This is a genomic window from Stenotrophomonas sp. SY1, from assembly GCF_021202945.1.
GTDB lineage: Bacteria > Pseudomonadota > Gammaproteobacteria > Xanthomonadales > Xanthomonadaceae > Stenotrophomonas.
Window position 1 is genome coordinate 479,699 of sequence record NZ_JAJOYR010000002.1, and the last position, 25,248, is coordinate 504,946.

Consider the following 25,248-nt stretch of genomic DNA (forward strand, 5'->3'; position numbering starts at 1 on the left):
CATGACCCTGCCGTCCTCGAAATTGCTGGTACTGGCCGCTCTGCTGACGACGACAGCCGCGCATGCCCAGCAAGTGCCTGCACCGGCATCTGCACCTGCACCTGCACCTGCACCTGCACCTGTAATGCTGCCGGCCATGGAGTGGAGCGCGCCGCCGCTGGAGCCGTTCGTTGCTACCTACCAGGCCTTCTACAAGGGCAAGGAAGCCGGTGATGCGACCATGCGCGTGGTTCACAACGAAGGCACGCAGTGGCGCGTGGACATGGCCGTGGTCGGCAAGCGCGGCTTTGCCAGCGTGCTCGGCCTGAACATCGAGCAGAGCACGGTGTTCGCCAATGAGGGCAGCGTGTACACGCCGTTGAGCCAGAGCACGGTCAAGAAAGCCTTGTTCCTCGGCAAGAAGGTCACCGGCCTTTACGACTGGCAGGCCGGCACCGCGCAATGGCAGGGCGACCTGAAGAAGGAGCGCCGGCAGCCCATCGCACTGCAACGCGGCGACCAGAGCGCATTGCTGCTCAACCTTTCGCTGATGCGCGATGCGCGCCCCGGCAAGGCCCTGCAGTACCGCTACGTGGACGTGGGCCGGGTGCGCCAGTACGAATATCGCGCCGCCGATGCCACCGAGAACGTGCAGGTCGGCGAACTCAGCTACGACGCACTGCGCGTCTACCGCACCAACGGCGGCAACGACGAAACCATCCTGTGGATCGCCAATGGCGTGCCAACGCCGGTCCGCATCCTGCAACGGAAAGATGGCGAGGACGAAATCGACCTGCGCCTGATCGAATACCAAGGAGCCTGAGCATGAAACCCATCCTGCGCCCTCTTCGCCTCCTGGCCGCCGCCGCACTGGCCCTGTCCAGCCTGCCGGCGCTGGCGATGCAACCCTTTGTCGCCAATTACCAGGCCAACTACATGGGCATGCAGGCCAATGGCGTGATGACCCTGACCGCCGAAGGCGACAATCGTTACCGCTACAGCCTGCAGATCAAGAACCCGATGGCCGACCTGAGCCAGAGCACCGTGTTCGACGAACACAATGGCAAGCTGCGTCCGCTCAGCAGCCACGACCGCTCGGTGGTGCTGGTCAAGCGCAAACAGATCGATGCGCGCTACGACTGGAGCAACAACCAGGCCAGCTGGACCGGCGACGTTAAGCCTGAGCGCCGCGGCCCGATCCGCCTGCAGAACGGCGACATGGATGCGCTGCTGATCAACCTGGCCATCGCCCGCGACCTCGACGCCGGCAGGCCGCTGACGTACCGCATGGTCGACGATGGCCGCATCAAGCCGATGACCTACCGGGTGATCGGCAAGGAGAACGTCACCGTCGCCGGCAAGGCGCAGGAAGCGACCAAGGTTTCGCGCGTGGATGGCAACAAGGAACAGATCGCCTGGATCGTGCCGGGCATGCCGGTCCCGGCACGGCTGTTGCAGCGCGAGGACGGACGCGACGCGCTGGACCTGACCATCAAGTCGATCAACTGATCCAAACCCGGAACCCGTAGAGCGCAGCCATGCTGCGCTGGGATTTCCCGGTAGCGCTTCCTGCCGAACGTGGCTCGGCACTACCACCCGCACATGAAAAAGCCCGGCATCTGCCGGGCTTTTTTGTTGAACGCGAAACGAAGACTTACTTTGCTTCGGCGTCCTTCTTGAACACGGTCCTGCAGTCGCGACGGAACTCTTCACCGCTGCTGCGCCACATGAAACTGCGGCACTGGCGATTGCCTTCCTCCACGTCATTCACCTTCACCGCGTAGAACGCCTGGAACAGCTCTTCGCGACTGACCTGGCCGTCGCCATTCCAGTCCATCTGTTCCTTTTCAACGCCACGGGTGATGGCCACGCCGCTGTACCAGCCCCAGCCCAGCCAGGCCATGGCCAGCAGCACCAGGATCAGCAATGCCTTGCGGCGCGGGGTGAAACGGCCCTTGAGGATCATGACACGCGCCGGATGCCGGCACCGAGCGCACCGAGCTTCTCTTCGATGTTCTCGTAGCCGCGGTCAAGGTGGTAGATGCGGTCGATGGTGGTGTCACCTTCGGCCACCAGGCCGGCCAGGATCAGCGACGCCGAGGCACGCAGGTCCGTCGCCATCACCGGTGCGCCGGTCAGGCGATCGCTGCCACGGCAGATCGCGGTACGGCCTTCGATCTGCACGTCCGCGCCCAGGCGCTGCAGTTCCTGCACGTGCATGAAGCGGTTTTCGAAGATGGTCTCGTTGATCACGCCCACGCCCTCGGCCACGCAGTTGAGCGCCATGAACTGCGCCTGCATGTCGGTCGGGAACGCCGGGTACGGCGCAGTGGTCAGGTTGACCGCCTTCGGACGCTTGCCCTGCATGTCCAGGGTGATCGTGTCGTCGGTGGTTTCGATGTGCGCGCCAGCCTCGACCAGCTTGGCCAGCACCGCGTCCATCGTGTCCGGGCGCGCATTGCGCGCCACGATGCGACCGCCGGTCATCGCAGCGGCCACCAGGAAGGTGCCGGTTTCGATGCGATCGGCCAGCACCGCATGACGGCCGCCGCTCAGGCGCTCGACGCCTTCGATCACCAGACGCGCGGTACCGATGCCTTCGATCTTCGCGCCGAGCGCGATCAGGCAATGCGCCAGATCCGAGACTTCCGGTTCCATCGCCGCGTTGTCCAGCACGGTGGTGCCTTCGGCCAGCACGGCGGCCATCAGCACGTTCTCGGTGCCGGTGACGCTGACCATGTCAAAGGTGAAATGACCACCCTTCAGACGGCCATCGACATGGGCCTTGATGAAGCCGTTTTCGACCGTGATGTGCGCACCCAGCGCCTGCAAGCCCTTGATGTGCTGGTCCACCGGGCGCGAGCCGATGGCGCAACCGCCCGGCAGCGACACTTCGGCCTGGCCGTACTTGGCCAGCAGCGGGCCCAGCACCAGGATCGAAGCGCGCATGGTCTTGACCAGCTCATACGGCGCAACGTGCTGGTTGACGCTGCGCGGGTCGACCACGATGGCGCTGCCACGCGACAGCGTGCCCTGGTCGATGGTGACCTTGGCGCCGAGCTCGCCGAGCAGCTTCACGGTGGTGATCACGTCGTGCAGGTGCGGCACGTTGGTGATTTCCACCGGCGCATCGGCCAGCAGGGTGGCGCACAGGATCGGCAGGACGGCGTTCTTGGCGCCGGAGATGTACACCTCACCGTTCAGCGTCTTGCCGCCGGTGACTACGATTTTTGCCATGAATGTGAGAACCGGATATGGGGAATGGAGGGGAGCCGGCTCAGCCGGCTTCACCCGGAGTAACGGTTTTCAGCGCCAGCGCATGGATCGCGCCGCCCATCAGGTCGCCCAGCGTCGCATAGACCATGCGGTGGCGGGCCAGCGGCATCTTGCCGGCAAACGCCTCGCAGACGACCGTCGCCTCGAAGTGCACGCCGTCTTCACCCTGCACGTCGGCGCGGGCGCCGGGCAGCCCGGCTTCGATCAGGTTTCGGATGGTCTCGGCGTCCAAAGCGCTTTCCTAATAAAATGAACACCCATTCTACTATTCCGAGTGGCGCCCGCATGGCTGCTTCTTCGCTTTCCCTGGATACCCTGCGCGATGCCGACCTGGTATCCAGCGGCCGTCGTGTGTTCGAGATCGAACGCACCGAGCTGGACCGGGTGGGCAACCGCCTCGGCGCCGAGTTCGCCGCCGCCTGCCGGCTGGTACTGGCCTCGCGCGGCCGGGTGGTCACCACTGGCATGGGCAAATCCGGGCACATCGCCCGCAAGATCGCCGCCACCCTGGCCTCCACCGGCACCCCCTCGTTCTACGTGCATCCGGGCGAAGCCGGCCACGGCGACCTGGGCATGATCACCGAGGACGACGTGGTGCTGGCGCTGTCCTACTCCGGCGAGTCGGACGAGGTGCTGATGCTGCTGCCGGTGCTCAAGCGCCAGGGCAATCCGCTGATTTCGATGACCGGCAAGCCGCAGTCCAGCCTGGCCCGGGCCGCCGACGTGCACCTGGACGTGAACGTGGACCATGAAGCCTGCCCGCTGGCGCTGGCCCCGACCTCCAGCACCACCGCCTCGCTGGCGATGGGCGATGCGCTGGCGGTGGCCCTGCTCGATGCGCGCGGCTTCACCGCCGACGATTTCGCCCGTTCACATCCGGCGGGCAGCCTCGGCCGCCGCCTGCTGCTGCACATCACCGACGTGATGCACGGCGGCGACGATCTGCCGGCCGTGCGTGAAGACGCCAGCCTCAGCCAGGCCCTGATGGAAATGAGCCGCAAGCGCCTGGGCATGACCTCGGTGATCGATGCCGACGGCCGCCTGGTCGGTCTGTTCACCGATGGTGACCTGCGTCGTGCGCTGGATACCGACCTGGACGTACGCACCGCCGGCATCGCCCAGGTGATGACCCACAACCCGCGCACCATCGATGCCGACCAGTTGGCCGTGGAAGCGGCGCGTTTGCTGGAGAAACACCAGATCAACGGCCTGATCGTGGTCGATGCCGACAACCGACCGGTCGGCGCCCTGAACATTCATGACCTGTTGCGGGCAAAAGTGGTCTAAAGCCCCCACAATCCCCATTCAACCTGCCTTCCCCACGCCCGCCGCAACGGATCCTGCCCGCAGATGCCTTATTCCCCGCTCGACCACTTCCCCGCCCCGCTGCACGCCGTGGCTGCGCGCATCCGGCTGGCCTGCTTCGACGTGGACGGCACGCTGACCGACGGGCGCCTGTACTACGACCATGCCGGCAACGAGAGCAAGGCGTACTACGTGCAGGACGGGCTGGGCCTGAAACTGCTGCAGCAGCACGGCATCCACCCGGTGCTGATCACCGCCCGCAACAGCCTTTCGGCGCAGAAGCGTGGAGCGGATCTGGGGATCGACACGCAGATCGCTGTCGGCAACAAGCTGGCCAGCGTGCGCGCCCTGTGCGAGGCGCATGGCATCGGCCTGGACCAGGTTGCCTTCCTTGGCGATGACCTGCCCGATCTGGCACCGCTGTGCAATGTCGGCCTGGCGGTCGCTCCGGCCGATGCGCATCCGTGGATCGCCGAACGCGTGCATTGGCAGACCCGCGCCCAGGGCGGCCGTGGCGCAGCGCGCGAGTTGTGCGACGTGCTGCTCGCAGCGCAGGGCAAGCTCGATGATGTTCTGGCGAGGTTCTCGGCATGAGCTGGCGCTCCCTACTGGGCATTGGATTGCTGTTGGCGGCGTTGATCAGCGGCTGGTCGGCCTGGCGCCATCGCGCCAGCAGCACCCCGCAGGCTGCCGAGGAAGGCAGCACCGACTTCGTGCTGAAGGATTTCGAGATCATCACCCTGGACAAGGAAGGCAAGGAGTCCATGACGCTGCGTGCGCCAGCGATGGAACGCAATCGCGCCGACCAGACGTCCATGATCACCTCACCGCTGTTCCTGATGCCCGATGCCGCCGGCCAGCATTGGGAACTGCGCGCCAGCACCGGCTGGGTCAGCCCCAAGGGCGAAGAACTGCGCCTGCGCGGCAATGTCTCCGGCGACAGCCCGAAAGACGGCAAGACCCCGCCCACCACCTTCCGTACCGATGCGCTGGACGTACTCACCGAACAAAGCCTGGCGCGTACCGATGGCCGCGTCACCATGACCCGCCCGGGGCTTACCCAGACCGGCATCGGCTTCCAGGCCAACCTCAAGTCCAAGCAGTACTCCCTCCTTTCCCAGGTCAAGACCCGCTATGAACCCAATGCTGCCCGCTAAGCTTGCGTCGATCACCCTGCTCGCCGCCCTGCTCGTGCCTGCCGCGGTGTGGGCCAAGTCATCCGATCGCAACCAGCCGATGACCATCGACTCGACCAACAGCGACTGCAACTTCAGCGACAACGGCAAATGCCAGTTCAGCGGCAACGTCGTCATCACCCAGGGCACGCTGGAAATCCAGGCCGATACGGCTGATGTGATCCAGAAGAACGGCGAGACCGAGCGGGTGATCTTCACCGGCAAGCAGGCCCGGCTGAAGCAGCAGATGGACGACAACACCTGGATGAATGCCCGTGCCGACAACATGGATTACAACGTCACCAGCGAAGTGATCGTGCTGACCGGCAACTACAACGTCGAATCCGACCGCGGCACCAACGCCGGCCAGCGCATGGTCTACAACACCCGCACCGGCGCCATGCAGAGCGGCGGCGACGGCACCCGCGTGCGTACGGTCATCCAGCCCAAGAACAAGGCACCTGCCGCGCAGGGAGAGAAGAAGTAATGCTCGTCGCCAAAGGTCTGCGCAAGCGCTACAAGAACCGCGAAGTCGTCAAGGATTTCGGGCTCACCCTCGACGCCGGTGAAGTGGTCGGCCTGCTCGGCCCCAACGGTGCCGGCAAGACCACCTGCTTCTACATGATCGTCGGCCTGGTCGCCGCCGATGCCGGCAGCATCGTGCTCGACGGCAAGGACATCACCGGCGATCCGATGTACACGCGCGCCAAACAGGGCGTGGGCTACCTGCCGCAGGAGCCTTCGGTGTTCCGCAAACTCAGCGTGGCCGACAACATCGCCCTGGTGCTGGAGCTGCGCGAAGACCTTGATGCCGCCGGCCGCGAACACGAGTTGAATGCGCTGCTGGAAGAACTGCAGATCAGCCATGTCGCCAGCCAGGCCGGCGCCAGCCTGTCCGGCGGCGAACGTCGCCGTTGCGAAATCGCCCGCGCACTGGCTGCCAAACCGCGCCTGATCCTGCTCGACGAACCCTTCGCTGGCGTGGATCCGATTTCCGTCGGCGAAATCCAGCGCATCGTGACTCACCTCAAACAACGCGGCATCGGCGTGTTGATCACCGATCACAACGTCCGCGAAACCTTGGGAATCTGCGACCGGGCGTATATCCTCGCTGAGGGCAGCGTCCTGGCGCAGGGAGCACCGGAAGAACTGCTGGCCAACACCGACGTGCGCCGCGTCTACCTCGGAGATGCCTTCACCCTCTGAGCAGCCGCACCACGTCACGCTCCCGCCTGACGGAATCCGGCATGAAAGCTCGGTTGCAGACATCGATGGGACAGAGCCTGGTCATGACGCCGCAGTTGCGTCAGGCCATCCGTCTGTTGCAGATGTCCAGCACCGAGCTTGAACTTGAGCTGGTCGAAGCAGTGGAAACCAATCCATTGCTGGAATGGGCCGAAGCCGGCGATGCCGCCGGCGACGACGAGCCGACGACCAGCAGCGCCGACGAACAACCTGCCGATCCCGCCCAGGGCGACATCAACGACGACAGCCAGGACTGGGAAGGCGGCGACGAGGACTGGAGCAGCAGCCGCTCCGGCTCCTTCGATGACGATGGCGAGCCGGGCGAGCGTGAACAGGCCGCCGAGCCGGACACGCTGTCGGACCATCTGCTCTGGCAGCTGCACCTGTCCCATCTGGGCAGGCGCGATCGCGCCATTGGCGTGGCCCTGATCGACGCACTGGACGAAGACGGCTACCTGCGCGAGCCGTTCTCCAGCATCATCCAGACCCTGCTGCCCGACATCCGCGCCGGCGAAGACGAAATCCTCGCCGTCCTGCGGCAGATCCAGCGTTTCGACCCTGCCGGCGTGGGTGCACGCTCACTGGGCGAATGCCTGTGCCTGCAACTAGACACCCTGCCCGCCTGCACGCCCGGGCTGGCCCTGGCCCGGACCATCGCCCTGGGACCGCTGGAGCGCCTGCCCCGTGCTGGCATTCCCGGCATCGCCCAGGAACTGAAGCAACCGCTGGCCGACGTCGAACAGGCCGTGCAGCTGCTGCGCTCACTGGACCCGCGTCCGGGCAAGCAACTGGGTGAACTGTCCACCGACACCTACGTGGTGCCGGATGTGGTGATCTGGCGCCAGCGCGGCGTGTGGCGCTGCGCGCTGGCCGCACATGCCGGCCCCAAGGTGGTCATCAACCGTGGTTATGAACAGCTGATCCGACGCTGCGGTGACGCCGACGCCAGCTACCTGCGCGGCCAGCTCCAGGAAGCCCGCTGGCTGCTCAAGAGCCTGGAGGCCCGCGGCGAAACCCTGTTGCGGGTGGTCACCAGCCTGCTGCACCACCAGGCCGGTTTCCTGGAATTCGGCGAACAGGCGCTGCGTCCGTTGACGCTGCGTGAAATCGCCGGTGAACTCGACCTTCACGAATCCACCATTTCCCGCGCCATTGCCCGCAAGTACGTGCGCACCCCGCGCGGAACCTTGCCGCTGCGTGCGTTCTTCGCCTCGGGCATTGATACCGACGGCGGCGGTGAAGCATCCAGCACCGCCATCCAGTCGATGATCCGCAATCTGATCGACGCGGAAAACCCGCGCAAACCGCTTTCTGACGCCAAGCTGGCCGAGCTGCTCAAAACCAGTGGAATACCGGTAGCGCGGCGCACCGTTGCGAAGTATCGTGAAGCCATGAACATCTCCGCCTCCCACGAACGCGTACGCATCGTCTGAGGCAATCGCTGTTCTGGCGCGGGGGTTCATGAGGCAAACCCGAACCACAGGAGGAATCCGATGCGTATCGAGACGTATGGCCAGCAGATCGAAGTGACACCCGCCCTGAAGGAGTACGTGGAAACCAAGCTGGAGCGGTTGGGCCGGCATTTCGACCAACACTGCGAGATACGGGTGCAGCTATCCACCCGCAAGCCTGACTTTCTCGTTGTCGCCACGGTGAATCTCCCCGGGCGCACCCTGCACGCAGACGCCGCCGCCCCGACCATGTACGCGGCCATTGACGTCCTTGCAGACAAGCTGGACCGCCTGGTCATCAAGCACAAGGAAAAGCATCTTCCCCACGCATCGCATGCTCTGCGCGACAATGGCATCTAGACGCCAACATCCGTAGCAATCATGCCGTTGACCGACCTTATGGCGGCCGTGAGTACCCAGGTACTTGCGGCCGCCGACCGTGATACCACCCTTCTCGCCGCCTCGCGACTGCTCGCCTGTCGCGAAGCCGGGGCTGACAGCCTTTTCCAGAGCCTGCGCGAACGCGAACGCGTGGGCAGCACCGCCATCGGTCATGGCATCGCCATCCCGCATGGCCGCTCCACCACCCTGACCCAACCCCGTGGCGCCTTGTTGCGCCTGGAACGGCCGGTGGACTTCGGTGGTGACGAAGCCGTTGACCTGGTGTTCGCCATGGCCGTGCCCGAGCATTACACGCACCAGCACCTGATGCTGTTGTCCGAGCTGGCGGAGATGTTCTCCGATGCCAGCATCCGCCAGGCGCTGCGCGATGCACCCGACGCGACAACCCTCAAACACCTCATCACCCACCCGCAACAGGCGTGCCGCGGATGAATACCAGCATCACCGCCCAAGAACTGTTCGACCAGCAGCGCGAAAAGCTTGAACTGCGCTGGGTCGCGGGCCACAAGGGCGCGCAACGCGAACTGGAAGCCGGCAACACCGTCTCGCGCCGCCCGTCGCTGGCCGGCTACCTGAACACCATCTACCCCAACAAGGTGCAGATCCTCGGCACCGAGGAGCTGACCTGGCTGGACTCGCTGGACTCGCGCCAGCGCTGGGAAGTGATCGAACGCATCATCCAGGCGCGCCCGCTGGCGCTGGTCATCACCAAGAGCCACGGTTGCCCGGAAGACCTGCGCGCGGCCGCTGATGAATCACAGACGCCGCTGTGGGTTTCGCCCAAGCGCGGCCACGAGCTGCTCAACCACCTCAGCTATCATCTGGCCCGCACCCTGGCGCCACGCGTCACCCTGCACGGGGTGTTCATGGAGATCTACTCCATCGGCGTGCTGATCACCGGCGAGGCCGGTTCGGGCAAGAGCGAGCTGGCGCTGGAACTGCTATCGCGCGGACACCGGCTGGTGGCCGACGACGCCCCGGAGTTCACCCAGATCGCCCCGGACGTGCTCGACGGCACCTGCCCCGAACTGCTGCAGGACCTGCTGGAAGTGCGTGGCCTGGGCGTGCTCAACGTACGCCAGATGTTCGGTGACACGGCTGTAAAGAAGAACAAGTACCTTCGCCTCATCGTCCACCTGACCAAGCCGATGACCGAGCCCAGCACCTACGGTTATGAGCGCCTGACTGGCGATTCCGGCAAGCGCCACGTGCTGGACCTGGACGTGCCGCTGATCACCCTGCCGGTGATGCCCGGCCGCAACCTGGCCGTGCTGACCGAGGCCGCCACGCGCCTGCACATCCTGCGCACCAAGGGCATCGATCCGGCTGCGATGTTCATCGCCCGTCACAGCAACCTGCTGGAGCAACGCAGTTCATGAACACCCCACAGGCACCGGTGCTGGTGATCGTCAGCGGCCTGTCCGGCTCGGGCAAATCGGTCGCGTTGAAGACCTTTGAGGACCTGGATTACTACTGTTCGGACAACATTCCGCTGAACCTGTTGCCCGAGTTCGTACGCGACGTGCTTGGCGAACGCAATGAGAACAGCCCGACAAGGCTGGCCGTCGGCATCGACGTGCGTGGCCGCAGTGACCTGAGCCAGTTGGCGCGCTGGCGCCAGACCGCCCGTGAACACGGCATCGATGCACGCCTGTTGTTCTTCGAAGCCGACGACGACACCCTGCTCGCGCGCTACGCCGATACCCGACGCCGGCACCCGCTCAGCCATCTGGGCCTGTCCCTGCCCGAAGCCATCGCCCGCGAACGCGAACTGACCGCACCGTTGCGGCGCGAAGCCGATGCGATCATCGACACCACCCGGCTCAACGTTCATCAGTTGCGGCGCAGGGTGATCACCGAATTCGCACTCAGCCACGAAAGCAACCTGTCGTTGCTGTTCGAATCCTTCGCCTACAAGCGCGGCGTCCCCGCCGAAGCGGACTTCGTGTTCGATGCGCGGGTGCTGCCCAACCCGCACTGGGACCCTGAGCTGCGCTCACTGACCGGCCGCGACCGTGAAGTGCGGGAGTACCTGGACGCCCAGCCTGAAGTGGTGCGTTACGTCACCCAGCTCGAAGACCTGCTCGACACCTGGCTGCCCAAGCTCGGCAGCGAAACCCGCAGCTACGTGACCGTGGCCTTCGGCTGTACCGGCGGCAAGCACCGCTCGGTGTACCTGGCCGAACGGCTCGCCCGCCATGCACGTGAGCGCGGCTGGCAGGACGTGGCCACCTTCCACCGGGAACAGGATTAGGGCCGGCGCGGGCCCAGATGAATTGGCTTGTCCGCAATGGCACACAGAAGACACGTTTTCAGCGCTATCGCGGGGTCATGTTGACCTGTTAACGTTCGGACATGACCTGCGGCATTCTCCTTGTGACCCATCCCGGCGTCGGCACTTCCCTGCTGGAAGTGGCGACCACCCTGTTGCGCCAGCTGCCCCTGAAGACCGAAGCGTTCGAAGTCCCCTTCGACGCTGACCTTGATGTGCTGTTGCCCGAAGCATCGGCGGCCATGCGCCGGGTGGAAGGTGAAGACGGCGTGCTGGTGCTGACCGATCTGTACGGTGCCAGCCCCAGCAACCTGGCCAACCAGCTGGCACGTCTGGGCACACCGGCCCGGCGCGTATCGGGCTTGAGCCTGCCGATGCTGCTGCGGGTAATGAACTATCCGGAACAGGGACTGGATCAACTGCCCGCCACTGCGGCGGCGGGCGCACGCAATGGAGTCATCGTCGACGATGCTTGAACAAGAACTCACCGTTTCCAACCGTCTGGGCCTGCACGCCCGCGCCACCGCCAAGCTGGTGCAGGTGCTGTCCGGCTTCCGCGCCAATGCCACGCTGGTGGCCAAAGGCCGCGAGGTCAACGCCAAGAGCATCATGGGTGTGATGCTGCTGGCCGCCGCGCAGGGCACCCCGGTCACCGTCCGCATCGATGGCGAGGACGAAGCGGCCGCGCTTGAAGCGGTAACCGCCCTGTTCGAGCGCCGTTTCGACGAGGACAACTGATGCCGCTGGCCGCGCCAGGCGATATCTGCCGGAGCCTGCTGCCGTGACCCGGCTGCAGGGCCAGCCCGCCTCGCGTGGCACCGTTCTGGGCCGTGCCCGGCTGCGCCTGCCGCAGGTGCAGGAAACCGGTGAAAAGCGCATTGCCGCTGGCGCGGTTGACCAGGAGCTGCAACGCCTGCACCGCGCCACCGATGCCGCCCGCGCCGAAATGCGCGAGCTGCGCAGCCGCCTGCAGGGCGCGCTGCCCGCCGAAGTTGGCGAATTCCTCGACCTGCACGCGATGCTGCTGGACGACCCTGAGCTGCTTGCGGCACTGGACGAACTGGTCCGCAGCAAGCGCTACAGCGCCAGCTATGCCCTGCGCGTGCAGCGCGACCGCCTGGCGCAGGTGTTCCAGGGCATGGAAGACGCCTACCTCAAGAGTCGCCTTGACGACCTGGATCACGTCATCGGGCGCATCCAGTCGTTCCTGCACAAACGCCCCAACAACGTGAAGGGGCTGTCCGGGGAAATCCTGGTCTGCGAGAACGTGGCCCCCTCGGAACTGGCACAACTGCAATCGCAGGGCGTGGTCGGCATTGTCAGCAGCAGCGGCAACACGCTTTCGCACAGCGCCATCCTTGCGCGAAGCCTGCACATGCCGCTGGTGGTGGGCGCCAGCGCGGTGCTGAACCGCATCAACGACGGCGATGTGCTGATCGTTGACGGCGGCAGCGGCGAGATCGTGATCGAGCCGGCGGCGGCGGACCTGCGCCAGTACCGCGCCCGCCAACGCGAACTGGCGCGCGAACAACGTGAGCTGGGGCGACTGCGCGGCAAGCCCACCCGCACCGTGGACGGGGTCGAGATCACCCTGCTGGCCAACGCCGAATCCCAGGACGACGTCACCCAGGCACATGCACTGGGCGCGCGCGGCCTGGGCCTGTACCGGACCGAGTTCCTGTTCCTGCAGCGCAACCAGCTGCCAAACGAGGAAGAACAGTTCCGCGTCTACCGTGACACCGTGCTGGGCATGAGCGGCCTGCCGGTCACCATCCGCACGCTGGACCTGGGCGCGGACAAGGCCGATCGCACCGGGTTGGTGGTCGGCACCGAGGAAAACCCCGCGCTGGGCCTGCGAGGCGTGCGCCTGTCGCTGGCCCGACCGAAGGTGTCCGACACCCAGCTGCGCGCCATCCTGCGCAGCTCCGGCTATGGCCCGGTGCGCATCCTGGTGCCGATGATCAGCACCCGCGAGGAGATCATGGCGGTACGCCGCCGGTTGTCGCGGCTGGCCGCATTGCTCCGCAATGAAGGCCATGAGGTGGCCGAGAACATCCCGGTCGGGGCGATGATCGAAGTGCCGGCTGCAGCCATCGCGCTGGAGTGCTTCATCGATCAGGTCGATTTCCTTTCGATCGGCACCAACGACCTGGTGCAGTACCTGCTGGCCGCCGACCGCAACAATGAGGCCGTCAGCGAGCTGTACTCCCCGCTGCATCCGGCCGTGTTGCGGCTGGTGTTGCAGGTGATCGAAACCGCACAGCGGCATGGCACGCCGGTGGCGGTCTGCGGCGAGATTGCCGGTGATGCGCGCATGACCCCGCTGCTGCTGGCGTTGGGCCTGACCGAGTTCAGCCTGCACCCCGGCACGCTGCTGGAAGTGCGCCGTGCCATCCGCAGCATGGACCTGTCCGCATTGCGTGCGCAGGCGCCGCAGCTGCTCGCCGCGCGCGACCGTCGCGGCATCGAACGCTGGGTTGCGAGCGTGGGCAACGACTGAGTTTCCCGCGCAAAGCCAGTGCAACGCTGGCCCGCGCAGTTGATAATGACGGGCTCAACACCGCCGATGCCGCATCCTTGCCCGGGATAGCGGCCTTTTCATTCCGGGAGCAGCGCATGGCCGAAGCGGTACGCCACGACAAGACCGCACGACAGCTGCGCCTGCTTTCCGACGCGCTGGACAGTGGTCGGCTTGGCCCGGTACGCCGCCTGGTCAACACGCTCTCGCCGGCGGAGATCGGCAACCTGCTCGAATCGCTGCCGCCCGGCAAGCGCGAGGTGGTGTGGGGGCTGGTCGATGCCGAGGACGACGGTGAGGTGCTGGTGCATGTCGGCGACGACGTGCGCGAAAGCCTGCTGGCGGACATGGACCCGGACGAAATCATCGCCGCGGTCGAAGACCTGGACATCGACGACCTGGCCGACCTGGTCGAGGATCTGCCCGACACCGTCATCGACGAAGTTCTCAAGTCGATGGACCGCGAGAACCGCGAGCGGCTGGAGCAGGTGCTGTCGTATCCGGAGGACACCGCCGGCCGACTGATGAACCCGGATGTGGTCACCGTGCGTGCCGACGTCAATGTCGACGTTGTGCTGCGCTACCTGCGCCTGCGCGGCGAGTTGCCGGACCACACCGATCACCTGTTCGTGGTCAGCCGTCGTCATCAGTACCTTGGCCGGGTTTCGCTGGCCTCGTTGGTGACCCACGAGGACACCACGCCGATCAACCGCCTGATCGACGACGAGCAGCCGGCCATCGATGTCGGCGAGAGCGCCGACGAGGTGGCCCGCCAGTTCTCCGACCATGACTGGGTCTCGGCACCGGTGGTGGACGACAACAACATCCTGATCGGCCGCATCACCATCGATGACGTGGTGGACATCATCCGTGGCCAGGCCGAGCACCAGGCGCTGGGCGCCGCCGGCCTGGACGAGGACGAGGATCTGTTCAGCCCGGTCTGGCGCGCGATGCGCCGGCGCCTGATGTGGTTGTCGATCAACCTGTGCACGGCGTTCCTGGCCTCCAGCGTGGTCGGCCATTTCGAGGGCACGATCGACAAGCTGGTGGCGTTGGCGGTGCTGATGCCGATTGTTGCCGGCCTCGGCGGCAACGCCGGCACCCAGGTGCTGGCACTGATGGTGCGCGGCCTGGCGCTGGGCCAGGTGGGCGCTTCCAACGCACGCACCTTGTTGTGGAAGGAGCTGCGCGTGGCGCTGCTCAACGGCTTGCTGCTGGGTACCGTGCTGGGCGTGGTGGTGCTGGTCTGGTTCCACAACCCGGCCTTGTCGCTGGTGATCGCCACCGCCTTGACCCTGAACCTGCTGCTCGCGGCCTCGGCCGGCGTGCTGGTGCCGCTGACGCTCAAGCGGCTGGGCTTCGACCCGGCGCTGGCCAGTGGCATCTTCCTCACCGCAGTGACCGACACGATGGGCTTTTTGACCTTCCTCGGCCTGGCGACGCTGGTGCTGATGCACTGAGCGGGCCGGGATGACATCCCCGCGCTCCCTGGGTATCGCCGCGATTCCGTAGGAGCGGCGTCAGCCGCGAAGCTATTGAAGCCACGGGCAGCGGCGTGTCTGCAATTGCAGCGGTTGCGGCCACGTTGGTGATTCCCCGTTTCGCGGCTCACACCGCTCCAGCAACGGCCGGGCGTGGCTGATGCAACCTGGCTCAGTGCAGGCCGCAGGTCTGGATTACCTGCGCTCCAGCCCGGTCCACGGCGCTGGATTCCTGTAGGCGCGGGGCGGCTGATGGATGTCAAGGCGACTTGCACATGGGTTGTGCACCATGGCCCGATGCAGACGCCCTCCTCCTCGCCCGGCATGGCATTACGCAACCTGGGCCGCACCCCGCACCGGCTGATGTTCTTCATCGGCGCCAGCAACCTGTTGCTGGCGATGGCCTGGTGGGCGCTGTGGCTGATCCACGCCCGCTGGCAGCAACCGTCCATGCCGATGCCCGATGTCTACCCCGGCTGGCTGCACGCGCTGGTGATGGTCTACCTGGTGTTCCCCAGCTTCATTTTCGGATTTCTGCTGACGGTGTTTCCGCGCTGGATGGGCTTGCCGGAGCTGGCCCGCCATCACTACCTGCCGGTGGGTATCGGCCTGATCGGCGGGCAGCTGACCTTGCTGCTCGGCACACTCGGACTGCCCTATGCCCTCCCCATCGCCTTGGTGCTGGCCCTGCTGGGCTGGAGCATCGGCCTGTGGCAGCTGGGACGGCTGTTGTTGTCCGAGCGCGGGCGCACCTGGCATGCGCGCTCCTGCATGGCGGCATTGCTGTTGGGCTACGCCGGACTGTGGGCGTTTGCCGCGTTCGTCGTCTTCGGCGCCAGCCCGGCCTGGGTGATGGTGGGCATCAAGCTTGGTGGTTTCGGCCTGCTGCTGCCGATCTACGTCAGCGTCGCGCATCGCATGTTTCCGTTCTTCGCCGGCAATGTTGTGCCGGGCTACCAGCCCTGGCGTCCGTTGTGGTGGCTGGGCGCCTTCTGGCTGTTCCTCGTGCTGCATCTGCTGCTGGATCTGCGTGCGCAAAGCGCGTGGCTGTGGCTGGCTGATCTGCCATTGCTGCTCCTCAGCGTTCTCGCGCTATGGCGCTGGTGGCCGCGCGGTGCCATGCCCGGGCTGCTGCGGGTGTTGTTCATCGGTCTGGCCTGGTTGCCGGTGAGCCTTGCGCTGTATGTCGTGCAAAGCCTTGCCGACGCGTTGGGCTGGCCGCTGACGCTGGGCCGTGGCCCGGCCCATGCGCTGTTCATCGGCCTGTTCGGCAGCCTGCTGGTGGCGATGGTCACGCGGGTAACGCAGGGCCACTCCGGGCGACCGTTGCAGATGACGCCGGTAGCGTGGTTCGCCTTCATCGCCATCCAGGCGGTGGCGGTGATGCGGGTGGTGGCCGAGCTCATGCCCGATGCTGCCGCATGGCAGGCGCTCAGTGCGATCGGTTGGCTGCTGGCGTTCTCACCTTGGGTGGCGCGCATCGGCCGCATCTACCTGCTGCCCCGCCAGGACGGACGCGACGGCTGAAAGCGCGCGGTGCGGCTGCGGCGTAAACTCCAACGCCCCAAACGCAGGATGCTGCCGTCATGACCACCACCGTCCACGATTATTACCAGCCGGGCTGGCGCGAGCAGGTCCACACCTGCCCTGCCTGCGAGTGGCAGGGCAATTCGCGACAGATGGAAATGGAGCTGCACGACGAGCAGACCGAGTACAGCTGCCCGCAATGCGAGTTCCCGGTGCTGGTGGTGCAGCACCCGAACCTGGAACAGGTGAAGGCCGCCGCCGAGGCGGGCAATGAGGAAGCGCAGCAGCAGCTGGCGATCCTGGCGATGGCTCCGCGCGAATGACGCCATGGGCCGGGATTTCTGGAAGAGCGGCCTTGGCCGCGAAGCTCCCAGACGCCCCATCCAAGCTCATCGTGCAATCGCGAGCATCGCCCTGACTGGAACGGCATCAGCTTCGCGGCCAAGGCCGCTCCTACGAAAACCATGCCGGGGACTGATCATTGATCGCCCCCGGCTTCGCGGCTTACGCCGCTCCTACGCCGGCTTTCAGCCCAACAGGGTTTCCAGCACGGCCATGCGCACGGCCACGCCGTTGGCGACCTGACGCAGCACCCACGACTGCGGGCCGTCGACCACTTCATCGGTGATTTCCACACCGCGATTGATCGGGCCCGGATGCAGCACCGCCGCGTCCTTGGCCGCACGCTTCAGGCGCTCCACGCCCAGGCCGTACTGCGCGTGGTACTGCTCCAGCGACGGCACCAGCCCTTCTTCCATGCGCTCGCGCTGCAGGCGCAGCATCATCAGCGCATCGGCGCCTTCGAGCATCGCATCGAAATCCTGGCTGACCACGCAGCCCTTGAGCGTCTCGTCGTCCGGCAGCAACGACTGCGGCCCGCAGACGCGGATCTCGCCCACGCCCAGCGTGCGCATGGCATGCAGGTCGGTACGCGCCACGCGCGAGTGCTTCACGTCGCCGACGATCACCACCTTGAGCTTGGAGAAGTCCGCGCCTTTGGCCTGACGCAAGGTCAGCATGTCGAGCAGGCCCTGGGTGGGATGCGCGCTGCGACCGTCACCGGCATTGATCAGCGCGGTGCCTTCACCAGCGGCAGCGGCCAGCGCGGCAACCGCGCCGTCATCGGGGTGGCGCACGACGAAACCACGCACCCCCATCGCCTCGAGATTCTTCAGCGTGTCGCAGGCGGTCTCGCCCTTGCGGGTGGAGGACGTGGACGCATCGAAGTTCAGCACGTCCGCGCCCAGCCGCTGCGCGGCCAGCTGGAACGAGCTGCGGGTGCGCGTGGACGGTTCGAAGAACAGGGTGCAGACCGCAGCCCCGGCCAGCACCGAACGCTTGTTGTTGATGCGGCCCACGGCAGCGTCGCGGATCTGGCCTGCGCGATCAAGCAGCTGCAGCAGGACTTCACGGGGCAACCCTTCCAGGGTCAGCAGGTGGCGCAGGCGTCCTTGGTCATCGAGTTGCGAGGCAGTCATGGCGGGTCTTTGTGAGTCAGGAAATGGGGGTGGCGTCGTGCGGCGCCGACAGCCAGCGTTCGATGATGACCGCGGCAGCCACCGCGTCGAGATTGGCGGCATCACGGCGGCGCTTGCGGCCCTGCGCACGTTCGACGGCGAAACGGCTTGCCGCTTCGACCGAGCTGGAACGTTCATCCACCAGCAGCACCGGCAGCTTGTAGCGCTGGCGCAACTGCCGGGCGAAGGCGTGCGCGCGCTTGCGGTTGGGCTGGTCCTCGCCCTCCAGGGTGAGCGGGTCGCCGACGATCATGCCCTGCGGCAACCATTCCTTGTGCAGGCGGTCCAGGGCGATCCAGTCCGGGCCGTTGGCGTGCACGTCGATCACTGCGATTGCGCGTGCGCCAACGCCGAACGCGCTGCCGATGGCCACGCCGATCCGGCGCGAGCCAACGTCGAAACCCAGCACCGTGCTGTCGGTGGAAAGCGCTGACGGCTCAAGCATGACCGCTGTACCCGGCCATGCTGAACAGGTCCACGCCGATGCGCGAGCCGGAAAGCTGCCAACGCTCGTCCAGCGGTGTTGCGAACAGCAGCGCGGCGTCGGCCGGAACGGTCAGCCAGCTGTTGTCAGCCAGCTCCTGCTCAAGCTGCCCCGCACTCCAGCCGGCGCAGCCCAGGGTGACCAGCGCGTTGCGCGGGCCCTGCCCGGCGGCCATCGCTTCGAGGATGTCGCGCGAGGTGGTCAGGTACAGGCCTTCGGCCACTTTCAGGCTGGAATCCCAGCTGCGGGCGTCGTCATGGATCACAAAACCGCGCTCCGGATGCACCGGGCCGCCGTTGAGCACCGGCACGCTGCGCAGGTCGCCGTCGTCGGTGTCGATCTCCATCTGCGCGAACACCTCGCCCAGCGTGAAATCCGAAGCCTGATTGACCACCACGCCCATGGCGCCATTGTCATCGTGCTGGCAGATCAGTGCCACGGCGCGCGCGAACGTGGAATCGGCCAGCGACGGCAAGGCGACCAGCAGGTGGTTGGACAATGGGGGCGACAACGCGGACATGTGCGCATTCTAACGGTTGCCGCCGTCAAGGGCTCGCGGCGGTAATAATCGACACATCTCCCCGTCAGTGAGCCTCCATGACCGTCTACTACTGCGACTTCGCTCCCGGCCACCCGGTCCATGCCGATTACCACGCCAATGAGTACGGCTTCCCGCAGCGCGATGAGCGCGAACTGTTCGAGCGCCTGCTGCTGGAGATCAACCAGGCCGGGCTGAGCTGGGAGACCATCCTGCGCAAGCGGGAAGGGTTCCGCGCCGCCTACAGCGGCTTCGACGTGGATGCGGTGGCCGCCTACGGCGATGCCGATATCGCGCGGCTGATGGCCGATGCGGCGATCATCCGCAACCGGCTCAAGGTGCTTGCCGCCATTCACAACGCGCAGGTCATCCAAGGGTTGCGCGCTTCGCACGGCGGGTTCGCGCAATGGCTTGATGCCCACCACCCGCTGTCCAAGGCCGAGTGGGTGAAGCTGTTCAAGAAGACTTTCCGTTTCACCGGCGGCGAGATCACCGGCGAGTTCCTGATGAGCCTGGGCTACCTGCCCGGTTCACACCGCGAGGATTGCCCGGTTTACACAAGGCTGGTGCCGTTGAAGCCGATGTGGATGAGGGAGTAGCTGGCTGGGATTGGGGATTCGAAGCTCCCAACCAACTCTCAGCCCGTCATTCCCGCGCAGGCGGGAATCGCTTTGGAGTTCGGCACTCGGGAACATGCGATCACCGGCTTTCCTGCAACCGGCCCCTGCCCCGGCTTCGCGACTGAAGCCGCTCCTACAGGGGGCTGACGCAGCCCGGCGGTTGTAGGAGCGCACGGCTCTGATGCCGGGAAGGCGCCCGGCGAGCGCAGCTCGATGCTACCCGGCGGAGATTCCGGCTGCGTCACTTCCTCAGCGCAGCAGGGCGCCGAGCAGCGCAAGGCCAACAAACAGCCCGCCGAACACGATGACCAGTACGTGCCAGACCGTCAGCCGGTCCTGGCGGCGCATGTCCATGCGCAGTGATTGCTGATAACCGCGCATCAGCGAGTTCATCGGCAGCAGCGGCAGAAAGGTGAACAACCCCAGCACCCACAAGTTCCGGCCAAAATCACGCGGGAACAGCACCGACCAGTTGGCAACGGCATTGATCAACAGATAGACCAAGGCCAGCACCACCGGCGGAAACGCCAGCTGTCGGCGCCGCCCGGATGCGTAACGGTTGAGCTGGGCAAAGCAGCTGAAACCCCACAGCGGCGCGAACACCGCACGCCAGAACGGCCAGATCGCCGTGCCCTCCTGATCGGCGATGGCACGCCAATTGCGGTAGAACCAATACAGCACGTACAGCCCCAGGCTGGTCAGGCTCATGACCACCAGCTTGCCGGTCGAGGGGGCGAACAACTCCGGATGCACCCATTCCTCTTCGATGACCCCTGGCACAACCGGTGCCGAAGGAGTGGCCGTCAGCACGGCTGCCGGGGCTTGGTAGGGATCTCGCACTTCCATATGCAGCCACTCCTTCATCGATGTCGGTTGGGAACTACCGGTCAGCGGACCTCAGCAATCTCCACGCCATCCAGGCCCTGCGACAGGGTCTTGGCGTCGCCGCCCTGCGAGAGCTTGATCCGCAGGCGCACCTCGTTCTGCGAATCGGCGTAGCGCAGTGCGTCGTCGTAGCTGATCTCGCCGGCCTGGTACAGCTCGAACAGGCTCTGGTCGAAGGTCTTCATGCCCAGCTGCACGGAGTCCTTCATCACTTCCTTGAGCTTGTGGATCTCGCCTTCGCGGATGTAGTCCTGCACCAGCGGCGTGCCGAGCATGATTTCCATCGCCACGCGGCGGCCCTTGCCGTCGGGAGTCGGGATCAGCTGCTGCGCGACCACGCCCTTGAGGTTCAGCGAAAGGTCCATCAACAGCTGGTTGCGACGGTCTTCCGGGAAGAAGTTGATGATGCGGTCCATCGCCTGGTTGGCGTTGTTGGCGTGCAGCGTGGCCAGCACCAGGTGGCCGGTTTCGGCGAAGGCGATGGCGTGGTCCATGCCTTCGCGGGTGCGGATTTCGCCGATCATGATCACGTCCGGCGCCTGCCGCAGCGTGTTCTTCAGCGCCGCTTCCCAGCTGTCGGTGTCGATGCCGACTTCGCGCTGGGTGATGATGCAGCCTTCGTGCTTGTGCACGAATTCGATCGGGTCTTCGATGGTGATGATGTGGCCGGTCGAGTTCTGGTTGCGGTAGCCGATCATCGCCGCCAGGGAGGTGGACTTGCCGGTGCCGGTGGCGCCGACGAACAGGATCACGCCGCGCTTGGTCATCGCCAGCGTCTTGATCACCGGCGGCAGGCTCAGCTCTTCCACGGTCGGGATGCGCGTCTCGATGCGACGCAGCACCATGCCGACCTGGTTGCGCTGGTAGAAACAGCTCACGCGGAAACGGCCGACACCGGACAGGCCGATGGCGAAGTTGCACTCGTGGGTCTTTTCAAACTCCTCGCGCTGGGCCGGCGTCATCACGTTGAGCACCAGGTCGCGCGATTGCTGCGGGGTCAGCGGGGTCTGGGTGATGGGCGAGATCTTGCCGTGGACCTTCATCGACGGCGCCATGCCGGCGGTGATGAACAGGTCCGAGGCCTTCTGGTGCGCCATCAGCTTGAGGAAGGAGGTGAAATCGATGCTGCTCATGGAATGCTCCGGCGAGGCCAGGAAAAGGAAAACGGAATCAGGATGTCGTTGACAGCGAGCCGGAAAACAGGCGCAGGAACAGCCAAGCCGTTCCCACTACCCTGCTTTCCATTCCCTGCTTACTCAAACAACCGCTTGTCCTTTGCGTATTCCTTGGCCTGGTTGCGCGTGATCAGGCTGCGCTTGACCAGGTCCTGCAGGTTCTGGTCCAGGGTCTGCATGCCCACCGCCTGACCGGTCTGGATGGACGAGTACATCTGCGCCACCTTGTCTTCGCGGATCAGGTTACGGATGGCAGGCGTGGCCACCATGATTTCGTGCGAGGCGATACGGCCGCCGCCTACGCGCTTGAGCAGCGCCTGCGAGATCACCGCGCGCAGCGACTCGGACAGCATCGAGCGCACCATCGGCTTTTCGCCGGCCGGGAACACGTCGATGATTCGGTCGATGGTCTTGGCCGCCGAGCTGGTATGCAGCGTACCGAACACCAGGTGGCCGGTTTCGGCAGCGGTCAATGCCAGACGGATGGTTTCCAGGTCACGCAATTCGCCGACCAGGATGATGTCCGGGTCTTCACGCAGCGCCGAACGCAGCGCTTCGTTGAAGCCGTGCGTGTCGCGGTGCACTTCGCGCTGGTTGATCAGGCACTTCTGCGAGGTATGCACGAATTCGATCGGGTCCTCGACGGTGAGGATGTGGCCGTATTCGTTCTTGTTGATGTGGTCGATCATCGCCGCCAGCGTGGTCGACTTGCCCGAACCGGTCGGGCCGGTCACCAGGATCAGGCCCTGCGGCTGTTCGATCAGCTGGCGGAAGATCGGCGGGCAGCCGAGGTCTTCCAGCGTCAACACTTCCGAGGGAATGGTACGGAACACCGCACCGGCGCCACGGTTCTGGTTGAAGGCGTTGACACGGAAGCGTGCCAGCGAAGGAATCTCGAACGAGAAATCGACTTCGAGGAATTCCTCATAATCACGCCGCTGCTTGTCCGACATGATGTCGTACACCAGCGCGTGCACCTGCTTGTGGTCCAGCGCCGGGATGTTGATGCGACGTACGTCGCCATCCACGCGGATCATCGGCGGCAGGCCGGCGGAAAGGTGAAGGTCGGAGGCTTTGTTCTTGACCGAGAACGCCAAAAGTTCAGCGATATCCATACGCCGCGTTATCCCCTGTTGCGAGTATCTGGAAGGTGTTTCCCCTGCCGGGCAGTATAGCGTTCCCGAGTAAGAGGTTGACCCACGTGCAAACCGTGTCGCTTGCCACACTCCAGCGCCAGATCGCCGGGGTTTCCAGCCCCACCCGGCCGGTCCGCCTGCTGGCCGTTTCCAAGCTGCAGCCGGCCGAGGCGGTGTCGGCACTGGCCGCCCAAGGACAGCGCGCGTTCGGTGAAAACTACGTGCAGGAAGCCGATGCGAAGATCCAGGCGCTTTCCGGGCAGGGCCTGGAGTGGCACCTGATCGGCCACCTGCAATCGAACAAGGCCGAGCTGGCCGCCCGCATTTTCGACTGGGTGCAGACCGTGGACCGCCCCAAGCTGGTGCAGGCCCTGGCCCAGCACCGCCCGGCCGGGCTGGCCCCGCTCAACGTGCTGATCCAGGTCAACATTGACGACGAGGACAGCAAGCACGGCTGCCGGCCCGAGCAGGTGAATGCGCTGGCCGAGGCAATCGTCGGCCACGAGCGGCTGCGCCTGCGCGGGCTGATGGCCATCCCCGCGCCCTTCCCCGAGCAGGAAAAGCGCCAGGCCGCATTCGCCCGCATGCGTGCCCTGTTCGACACCCTGGCGGCGCGCCACGAGCAGGTGGATACACTGTCGATGGGCATGAGCGCCGACTTTGCCGAAGCCATCGCCGCCGGTTCGACGATGGTGCGCGTTGGCAGCGCGCTGTTTGGCCCCCGCCCTTCCCTTTGATCCGCCGTCGAGACCGCTGATGACCGCCACCGAACATGCCGCCCTTCCCGATACCGACATCGCCTTCATCGGCGGCGGCAACATGGCCCGCAGCCTGATTGCCGGTTTGGTGCGCCGCGGCATGCCCGGTGCGCGCATCCACGTGGCCGAGCCGGTGGCGGCATTGCGCGAGGCGCTGCAACAGGATTTCGGCATCACCCCGCATGAGCAGGCCGAAACCGCCGCCAGCCACGCCACGCTGTGGGTGATGGCGGTCAAGCCGCAGGTGATGCGCAGCGTGTGCGCGGCACTGGCCGAGCATGCGGCACGGCAACAGCCGCTGGTGGTCTCCATCGCTGCCGGTATCACCGCCGCACAGCTGGAGCGTTGGCTCGGTGGCAGCCAGTCCGTCGTCCGCGCCATGCCCAACACGCCGGCCCTGCTCGGCGCCGGTGTCACCGGCCTGTTCGCCAATGCACGGGTTTCGGCCGAACAACGCACCCAGGCCGAGCAGGTGCTGGCCAGCGCCGGGCGCACCGTCTGGATTGCCAGCGAGGACAAGATGGATGCGGTGACCGCTGTCTCCGGCAGCGGCCCGGCGTATGTGTTCCTGCTGGCCGAGGCCATGGAAGCAGCCGCGCTCGAACAGGGCCTGCCGGCCGACGCGGCGCGCATGCTGGTACTGGACACCGTGCTGGGCGCGGCACGCATGCTCACCGAAAGCGGTGAGGCCCCGGCCGAGCTGCGCCGCCGTGTCACTTCACCCGGCGGCACCACCCAGGCCGCGATCGAGACGTTCCAGGCCGGCGGCTTCGAGGCGCTGACATCGCGCGCGATCGCCGCTGCTGCCCGCCGAGGCGGGGAGCTGTCGGCGGCCAATGATTGATACCGCGGCACTGGCCTGCAGGAGCGGCGTCAGCCGCGAAGCTGGCCATTCGTCCCATGCCGGAACATCCTGCAACTGCGGATGCTCCGGCGGCGGCTGGATCAACAGGTTCGCGGCTGAAGCCGCACCTACGGGGTTGTGGCAATTGCCTTCCCATCGCTTCCGGAGCACCACCATGCGTCATTCGACCAAGCCGTTGTTGTCGATCGGCCTGCTGTTGCTGGCTGCCTGCAGCGCACAGGAAATCCCGCGTCCGGCGACGGCGGTGCAACCACAACCGGGCCATGCCGACCTGGGCACGGTGCGTGTGCATTACAACCTGCTGCCGACGCTGGCGATGAATGACGCGGTGGCCGGCAGCTACGGCGTGCGCCGCGAGGCCAACCGCGCCCTGCTGGTGGTGGCGTTGCGCGAACTGCGCGATGGCGATGAGCTGCCCGGCAGCGGCGAGGTAACCGCCACCGCAGTGGATCTGTCAGGCAAACGCCAGCAGGTTGCATTGCGCCCGGTGCAGACCGGCGAATACACCGATCTGATCGGCGTGCTGGATGCGCATCCGCACGATCAACTGCGGGTGGAGTTGCAGGTAATTGCGGACAAGGGCCAGGGCAACATCCGCTTCGAGCGCAATTTCTGAACATCATCAAAACCCGGAAACGT

The 25,248-nt window shown here is 65.7% G+C and carries 31 protein-coding genes; 22 read left to right on the forward strand and 9 right to left on the reverse strand.

The window, feature by feature from the left end; translation table 11 throughout:
• Nucleotide 1 precedes the first annotated feature (1 nt).
• Both LR961_RS13610 and LR961_RS13615 read left to right on the forward strand, forming a co-directional pair.
• A complete protein-coding gene (locus tag LR961_RS13610; RefSeq protein ID WP_232150362.1) occupies nt 2-802 on the forward strand; it encodes a DUF3108 domain-containing protein in 801 nt (266 codons plus the stop codon).
• Nucleotides 803-804: 2 nt separating this feature from the next.
• Nucleotides 805-1,488 (forward strand): DUF3108 domain-containing protein, encoded by a 684-nt coding sequence (locus tag LR961_RS13615; RefSeq protein WP_232150364.1) that lies wholly within the window; start codon nt 805-807, stop codon nt 1,486-1,488.
• Nucleotides 1,489-1,633: 145 nt separating this feature from the next.
• On the opposite strand, the gene LR961_RS13620 is transcribed toward LR961_RS13615, so the two are convergent.
• Genes LR961_RS13620 through LR961_RS13630 form a run of 3 tightly spaced genes read right to left on the reverse strand, consistent with a single transcriptional unit; the run spans nt 1,634 to nt 3,487 of the window.
• The gene (locus tag LR961_RS13620) at nt 1,634-1,945 is read right to left on the reverse strand and encodes an EF-hand domain-containing protein (RefSeq protein ID WP_232150366.1); all 312 of its coding nucleotides are present in this window, start codon (nt 1,943-1,945) and stop codon (nt 1,634-1,636) included.
• Entirely contained in the window at nt 1,942-3,216 is a 1,275-nt protein-coding gene (murA, locus tag LR961_RS13625; protein ID WP_232150368.1) for a UDP-N-acetylglucosamine 1-carboxyvinyltransferase, read from the reverse strand. The genes LR961_RS13620 and murA overlap by 4 nt, the downstream gene beginning before the upstream one ends.
• A 40-nt stretch (nt 3,217-3,256) precedes the next feature.
• Nucleotides 3,257-3,487, reverse strand: coding sequence for a BolA family protein (locus LR961_RS13630; protein WP_232150370.1), 231 nt, complete (start codon nt 3,485-3,487; stop codon nt 3,257-3,259).
• Nucleotides 3,488-3,540: 53 nt separating this feature from the next.
• Between LR961_RS13630 and LR961_RS13635 the strand changes: the two genes are divergently transcribed.
• From LR961_RS13635 to LR961_RS13710, 16 genes are all read left to right on the forward strand, one after another.
• On the forward strand, nt 3,541-4,542 hold the full coding sequence (locus tag LR961_RS13635; protein WP_232150372.1) for a KpsF/GutQ family sugar-phosphate isomerase: 1,002 nt from the start codon (nt 3,541-3,543) through the stop codon (nt 4,540-4,542).
• Nucleotides 4,543-4,605: 63 nt separating this feature from the next.
• Nucleotides 4,606-5,154: an HAD hydrolase family protein gene (locus LR961_RS13640; RefSeq protein WP_232150374.1), complete on the forward strand. Its 549-nt coding sequence runs from the start codon at nt 4,606-4,608 to the stop codon at nt 5,152-5,154.
• Nucleotides 5,151-5,717 carry an LPS export ABC transporter periplasmic protein LptC gene (lptC, locus tag LR961_RS13645; RefSeq protein WP_232150376.1) on the forward strand — a complete coding sequence of 189 codons (567 nt, stop codon included), beginning with the start codon at nt 5,151-5,153 and terminating at the stop codon, nt 5,715-5,717. Before LR961_RS13640 ends, lptC begins: the two co-directional genes overlap by 4 nt.
• Nucleotides 5,695-6,222 (forward strand): lipopolysaccharide transport periplasmic protein LptA, encoded by a 528-nt coding sequence (lptA, locus tag LR961_RS13650; RefSeq protein ID WP_232150379.1) that lies wholly within the window; start codon nt 5,695-5,697, stop codon nt 6,220-6,222. The genes lptC and lptA overlap by 23 nt, the downstream gene beginning before the upstream one ends.
• Nucleotides 6,222-6,941: an LPS export ABC transporter ATP-binding protein gene (gene lptB, locus LR961_RS13655; RefSeq protein ID WP_232150381.1), complete on the forward strand. Its 720-nt coding sequence runs from the start codon at nt 6,222-6,224 to the stop codon at nt 6,939-6,941. The genes lptA and lptB overlap by 1 nt, the downstream gene beginning before the upstream one ends.
• A gap of 41 nt (nt 6,942-6,982) precedes the next feature.
• On the forward strand, nt 6,983-8,413 hold the full coding sequence (locus LR961_RS13660) for an RNA polymerase factor sigma-54 (protein ID WP_232150382.1): 1,431 nt from the start codon (nt 6,983-6,985) through the stop codon (nt 8,411-8,413).
• 60 nt (nt 8,414-8,473) lie between these two features.
• Nucleotides 8,474-8,791, forward strand: a complete 318-nt coding sequence (raiA, locus tag LR961_RS13665; RefSeq protein ID WP_232150384.1) for a ribosome-associated translation inhibitor RaiA — start codon at nt 8,474-8,476, stop codon at nt 8,789-8,791.
• Nucleotides 8,792-8,812: 21 nt separating this feature from the next.
• Nucleotides 8,813-9,265 carry a PTS sugar transporter subunit IIA gene (locus LR961_RS13670; RefSeq protein WP_232150386.1) on the forward strand — a complete coding sequence of 151 codons (453 nt, stop codon included), beginning with the start codon at nt 8,813-8,815 and terminating at the stop codon, nt 9,263-9,265.
• Nucleotides 9,262-10,212 (forward strand): HPr(Ser) kinase/phosphatase, encoded by a 951-nt coding sequence (hprK, locus tag LR961_RS13675; RefSeq protein ID WP_232150388.1) that lies wholly within the window; start codon nt 9,262-9,264, stop codon nt 10,210-10,212. The genes LR961_RS13670 and hprK overlap by 4 nt, the downstream gene beginning before the upstream one ends.
• Entirely contained in the window at nt 10,209-11,087 is an 879-nt protein-coding gene (gene rapZ, locus LR961_RS13680) for an RNase adapter RapZ (RefSeq protein WP_232150390.1), read from the forward strand. Before hprK ends, rapZ begins: the two co-directional genes overlap by 4 nt.
• 101 nt (nt 11,088-11,188) lie before the next feature.
• The gene (locus LR961_RS13685) at nt 11,189-11,581 is read left to right on the forward strand and encodes a PTS fructose IIA subunit family protein (RefSeq protein ID WP_232150392.1); all 393 of its coding nucleotides are present in this window, start codon (nt 11,189-11,191) and stop codon (nt 11,579-11,581) included.
• Entirely contained in the window at nt 11,574-11,843 is a 270-nt protein-coding gene (locus LR961_RS13690; protein WP_232150394.1) for an HPr family phosphocarrier protein, read from the forward strand. Before LR961_RS13685 ends, LR961_RS13690 begins: the two co-directional genes overlap by 8 nt.
• Before the next feature lie 43 nt (nt 11,844-11,886).
• Nucleotides 11,887-13,605 carry a phosphoenolpyruvate--protein phosphotransferase gene (gene ptsP, locus LR961_RS13695; RefSeq protein WP_232150396.1) on the forward strand — a complete coding sequence of 573 codons (1,719 nt, stop codon included), beginning with the start codon at nt 11,887-11,889 and terminating at the stop codon, nt 13,603-13,605.
• Nucleotides 13,606-13,721: 116 nt separating this feature from the next.
• Complete coding sequence (mgtE, locus tag LR961_RS13700) at nt 13,722-15,083, forward strand: magnesium transporter (RefSeq protein WP_232150398.1); 1,362 nt, start codon at nt 13,722-13,724, stop codon at nt 15,081-15,083.
• Between the two features lie 318 nt (nt 15,084-15,401).
• Nucleotides 15,402-16,631 (forward strand): NnrS family protein, encoded by a 1,230-nt coding sequence (locus LR961_RS13705; RefSeq protein ID WP_232150400.1) that lies wholly within the window; start codon nt 15,402-15,404, stop codon nt 16,629-16,631.
• Between the two features lie 59 nt (nt 16,632-16,690).
• The gene (locus LR961_RS13710) at nt 16,691-16,954 is read left to right on the forward strand and encodes a hypothetical protein (RefSeq protein WP_232150402.1); all 264 of its coding nucleotides are present in this window, start codon (nt 16,691-16,693) and stop codon (nt 16,952-16,954) included.
• Between the two features lie 204 nt (nt 16,955-17,158).
• Here LR961_RS13710 and LR961_RS13715 read toward each other — a convergent pair whose 3' ends face one another.
• From LR961_RS13715 to LR961_RS13725, 3 genes are read right to left on the reverse strand one after another with little or no spacing between them, the layout of a single operon-like run.
• Nucleotides 17,159-18,109 carry an aspartate carbamoyltransferase catalytic subunit gene (locus LR961_RS13715; RefSeq protein WP_232150404.1) on the reverse strand — a complete coding sequence of 317 codons (951 nt, stop codon included), beginning with the start codon at nt 18,107-18,109 and terminating at the stop codon, nt 17,159-17,161.
• 16 nt (nt 18,110-18,125) lie between these two features.
• Nucleotides 18,126-18,593 (reverse strand): Holliday junction resolvase RuvX, encoded by a 468-nt coding sequence (ruvX, locus tag LR961_RS13720; RefSeq protein WP_232150406.1) that lies wholly within the window; start codon nt 18,591-18,593, stop codon nt 18,126-18,128.
• Nucleotides 18,586-19,152, reverse strand: coding sequence for a YqgE/AlgH family protein (locus tag LR961_RS13725; RefSeq protein ID WP_232150408.1), 567 nt, complete (start codon nt 19,150-19,152; stop codon nt 18,586-18,588). Before LR961_RS13725 ends, ruvX begins: the two co-directional genes overlap by 8 nt.
• A gap of 77 nt (nt 19,153-19,229) precedes the next feature.
• Here LR961_RS13725 and LR961_RS13730 point away from each other — a divergent pair, with 77 nt between their 5' ends.
• A complete protein-coding gene (locus LR961_RS13730) occupies nt 19,230-19,769 on the forward strand; it encodes a DNA-3-methyladenine glycosylase I (RefSeq protein ID WP_232150410.1) in 540 nt (179 codons plus the stop codon).
• A gap of 270 nt (nt 19,770-20,039) precedes the next feature.
• On the opposite strand, the gene LR961_RS13735 is transcribed toward LR961_RS13730, so the two are convergent.
• From LR961_RS13735 to LR961_RS13745, 3 genes are all read right to left on the reverse strand, one after another.
• Nucleotides 20,040-20,636 (reverse strand): hypothetical protein, encoded by a 597-nt coding sequence (locus LR961_RS13735; RefSeq protein WP_232150412.1) that lies wholly within the window; start codon nt 20,634-20,636, stop codon nt 20,040-20,042.
• A 41-nt stretch (nt 20,637-20,677) separates the two neighbouring features.
• Entirely contained in the window at nt 20,678-21,808 is a 1,131-nt protein-coding gene (locus tag LR961_RS13740; RefSeq protein ID WP_232150415.1) for a PilT/PilU family type 4a pilus ATPase, read from the reverse strand.
• 119 nt (nt 21,809-21,927) lie between these two features.
• A complete protein-coding gene (locus LR961_RS13745) occupies nt 21,928-22,965 on the reverse strand; it encodes a type IV pilus twitching motility protein PilT (RefSeq protein ID WP_232150416.1) in 1,038 nt (345 codons plus the stop codon).
• 86 nt (nt 22,966-23,051) lie between these two features.
• Between LR961_RS13745 and LR961_RS13750 the strand changes: the two genes are divergently transcribed.
• The 3 genes from LR961_RS13750 to LR961_RS13760 all read left to right on the forward strand — a co-directional run bounded on the left by LR961_RS13750 (nt 23,052) and on the right by LR961_RS13760 (nt 25,225).
• A complete protein-coding gene (locus LR961_RS13750; RefSeq protein ID WP_332311042.1) occupies nt 23,052-23,723 on the forward strand; it encodes a YggS family pyridoxal phosphate-dependent enzyme in 672 nt (223 codons plus the stop codon).
• A gap of 19 nt (nt 23,724-23,742) precedes the next feature.
• Nucleotides 23,743-24,588 carry a pyrroline-5-carboxylate reductase gene (proC, locus tag LR961_RS13755; RefSeq protein WP_232150417.1) on the forward strand — a complete coding sequence of 282 codons (846 nt, stop codon included), beginning with the start codon at nt 23,743-23,745 and terminating at the stop codon, nt 24,586-24,588.
• A gap of 175 nt (nt 24,589-24,763) precedes the next feature.
• On the forward strand, nt 24,764-25,225 hold the full coding sequence (locus tag LR961_RS13760; protein WP_232150418.1) for a DUF4426 domain-containing protein: 462 nt from the start codon (nt 24,764-24,766) through the stop codon (nt 25,223-25,225).
• Nucleotides 25,226-25,248: the final 23 nt, after the last annotated feature.

Bases quoted from the DNA above. Each gene is read 5' to 3' on its own strand.
- LR961_RS13725 (WP_232150408.1), bottom strand. From the start codon at position 19,152: ATGTCCGCGTTGTCGCCCCCATTGTCCAACCACCTGCTGGTCGCCTTG.
- LR961_RS13610 (WP_232150362.1), top strand. From the start codon at position 2: ATGACCCTGCCGTCCTCGAAATTGCTGGTACTGGCCGCTCTGCTGACG.
- murA (WP_232150368.1), bottom strand. From the start codon at position 3,216: ATGGCAAAAATCGTAGTCACCGGCGGCAAGACGCTGAACGGTGAGGTG.
- LR961_RS13710 (WP_232150402.1), top strand. From the start codon at position 16,691: ATGACCACCACCGTCCACGATTATTACCAGCCGGGCTGGCGCGAGCAG.
- LR961_RS13705 (WP_232150400.1), top strand. From the start codon at position 15,402: ATGCAGACGCCCTCCTCCTCGCCCGGCATGGCATTACGCAACCTGGGC.
- LR961_RS13740 (WP_232150415.1), bottom strand. From the start codon at position 21,808: ATGAGCAGCATCGATTTCACCTCCTTCCTCAAGCTGATGGCGCACCAG.
- raiA (WP_232150384.1), top strand. From the start codon at position 8,474: ATGCGTATCGAGACGTATGGCCAGCAGATCGAAGTGACACCCGCCCTG.
- LR961_RS13760 (WP_232150418.1), top strand. From the start codon at position 24,764: ATGCGTCATTCGACCAAGCCGTTGTTGTCGATCGGCCTGCTGTTGCTG.
- LR961_RS13745 (WP_232150416.1), bottom strand. From the start codon at position 22,965: ATGGATATCGCTGAACTTTTGGCGTTCTCGGTCAAGAACAAAGCCTCC.
- LR961_RS13620 (WP_232150366.1), bottom strand. From the start codon at position 1,945: ATGATCCTCAAGGGCCGTTTCACCCCGCGCCGCAAGGCATTGCTGATC.
- LR961_RS13690 (WP_232150394.1), top strand. From the start codon at position 11,574: ATGCTTGAACAAGAACTCACCGTTTCCAACCGTCTGGGCCTGCACGCC.
- LR961_RS13735 (WP_232150412.1), bottom strand. From the start codon at position 20,636: ATGGAAGTGCGAGATCCCTACCAAGCCCCGGCAGCCGTGCTGACGGCC.
- LR961_RS13730 (WP_232150410.1), top strand. From the start codon at position 19,230: ATGACCGTCTACTACTGCGACTTCGCTCCCGGCCACCCGGTCCATGCC.
- lptB (WP_232150381.1), top strand. From the start codon at position 6,222: ATGCTCGTCGCCAAAGGTCTGCGCAAGCGCTACAAGAACCGCGAAGTC.
- LR961_RS13670 (WP_232150386.1), top strand. From the start codon at position 8,813: ATGCCGTTGACCGACCTTATGGCGGCCGTGAGTACCCAGGTACTTGCG.
- LR961_RS13685 (WP_232150392.1), top strand. From the start codon at position 11,189: ATGACCTGCGGCATTCTCCTTGTGACCCATCCCGGCGTCGGCACTTCC.
- LR961_RS13640 (WP_232150374.1), top strand. From the start codon at position 4,606: ATGCCTTATTCCCCGCTCGACCACTTCCCCGCCCCGCTGCACGCCGTG.
- LR961_RS13615 (WP_232150364.1), top strand. From the start codon at position 805: ATGAAACCCATCCTGCGCCCTCTTCGCCTCCTGGCCGCCGCCGCACTG.
- rapZ (WP_232150390.1), top strand. From the start codon at position 10,209: ATGAACACCCCACAGGCACCGGTGCTGGTGATCGTCAGCGGCCTGTCC.
- mgtE (WP_232150398.1), top strand. From the start codon at position 13,722: ATGGCCGAAGCGGTACGCCACGACAAGACCGCACGACAGCTGCGCCTG.
- proC (WP_232150417.1), top strand. From the start codon at position 23,743: ATGACCGCCACCGAACATGCCGCCCTTCCCGATACCGACATCGCCTTC.
- LR961_RS13660 (WP_232150382.1), top strand. From the start codon at position 6,983: ATGAAAGCTCGGTTGCAGACATCGATGGGACAGAGCCTGGTCATGACG.
- hprK (WP_232150388.1), top strand. From the start codon at position 9,262: ATGAATACCAGCATCACCGCCCAAGAACTGTTCGACCAGCAGCGCGAA.
- lptA (WP_232150379.1), top strand. From the start codon at position 5,695: ATGAACCCAATGCTGCCCGCTAAGCTTGCGTCGATCACCCTGCTCGCC.
- lptC (WP_232150376.1), top strand. From the start codon at position 5,151: ATGAGCTGGCGCTCCCTACTGGGCATTGGATTGCTGTTGGCGGCGTTG.
- ruvX (WP_232150406.1), bottom strand. From the start codon at position 18,593: ATGCTTGAGCCGTCAGCGCTTTCCACCGACAGCACGGTGCTGGGTTTC.
- LR961_RS13635 (WP_232150372.1), top strand. From the start codon at position 3,541: ATGGCTGCTTCTTCGCTTTCCCTGGATACCCTGCGCGATGCCGACCTG.
- LR961_RS13715 (WP_232150404.1), bottom strand. From the start codon at position 18,109: ATGACTGCCTCGCAACTCGATGACCAAGGACGCCTGCGCCACCTGCTG.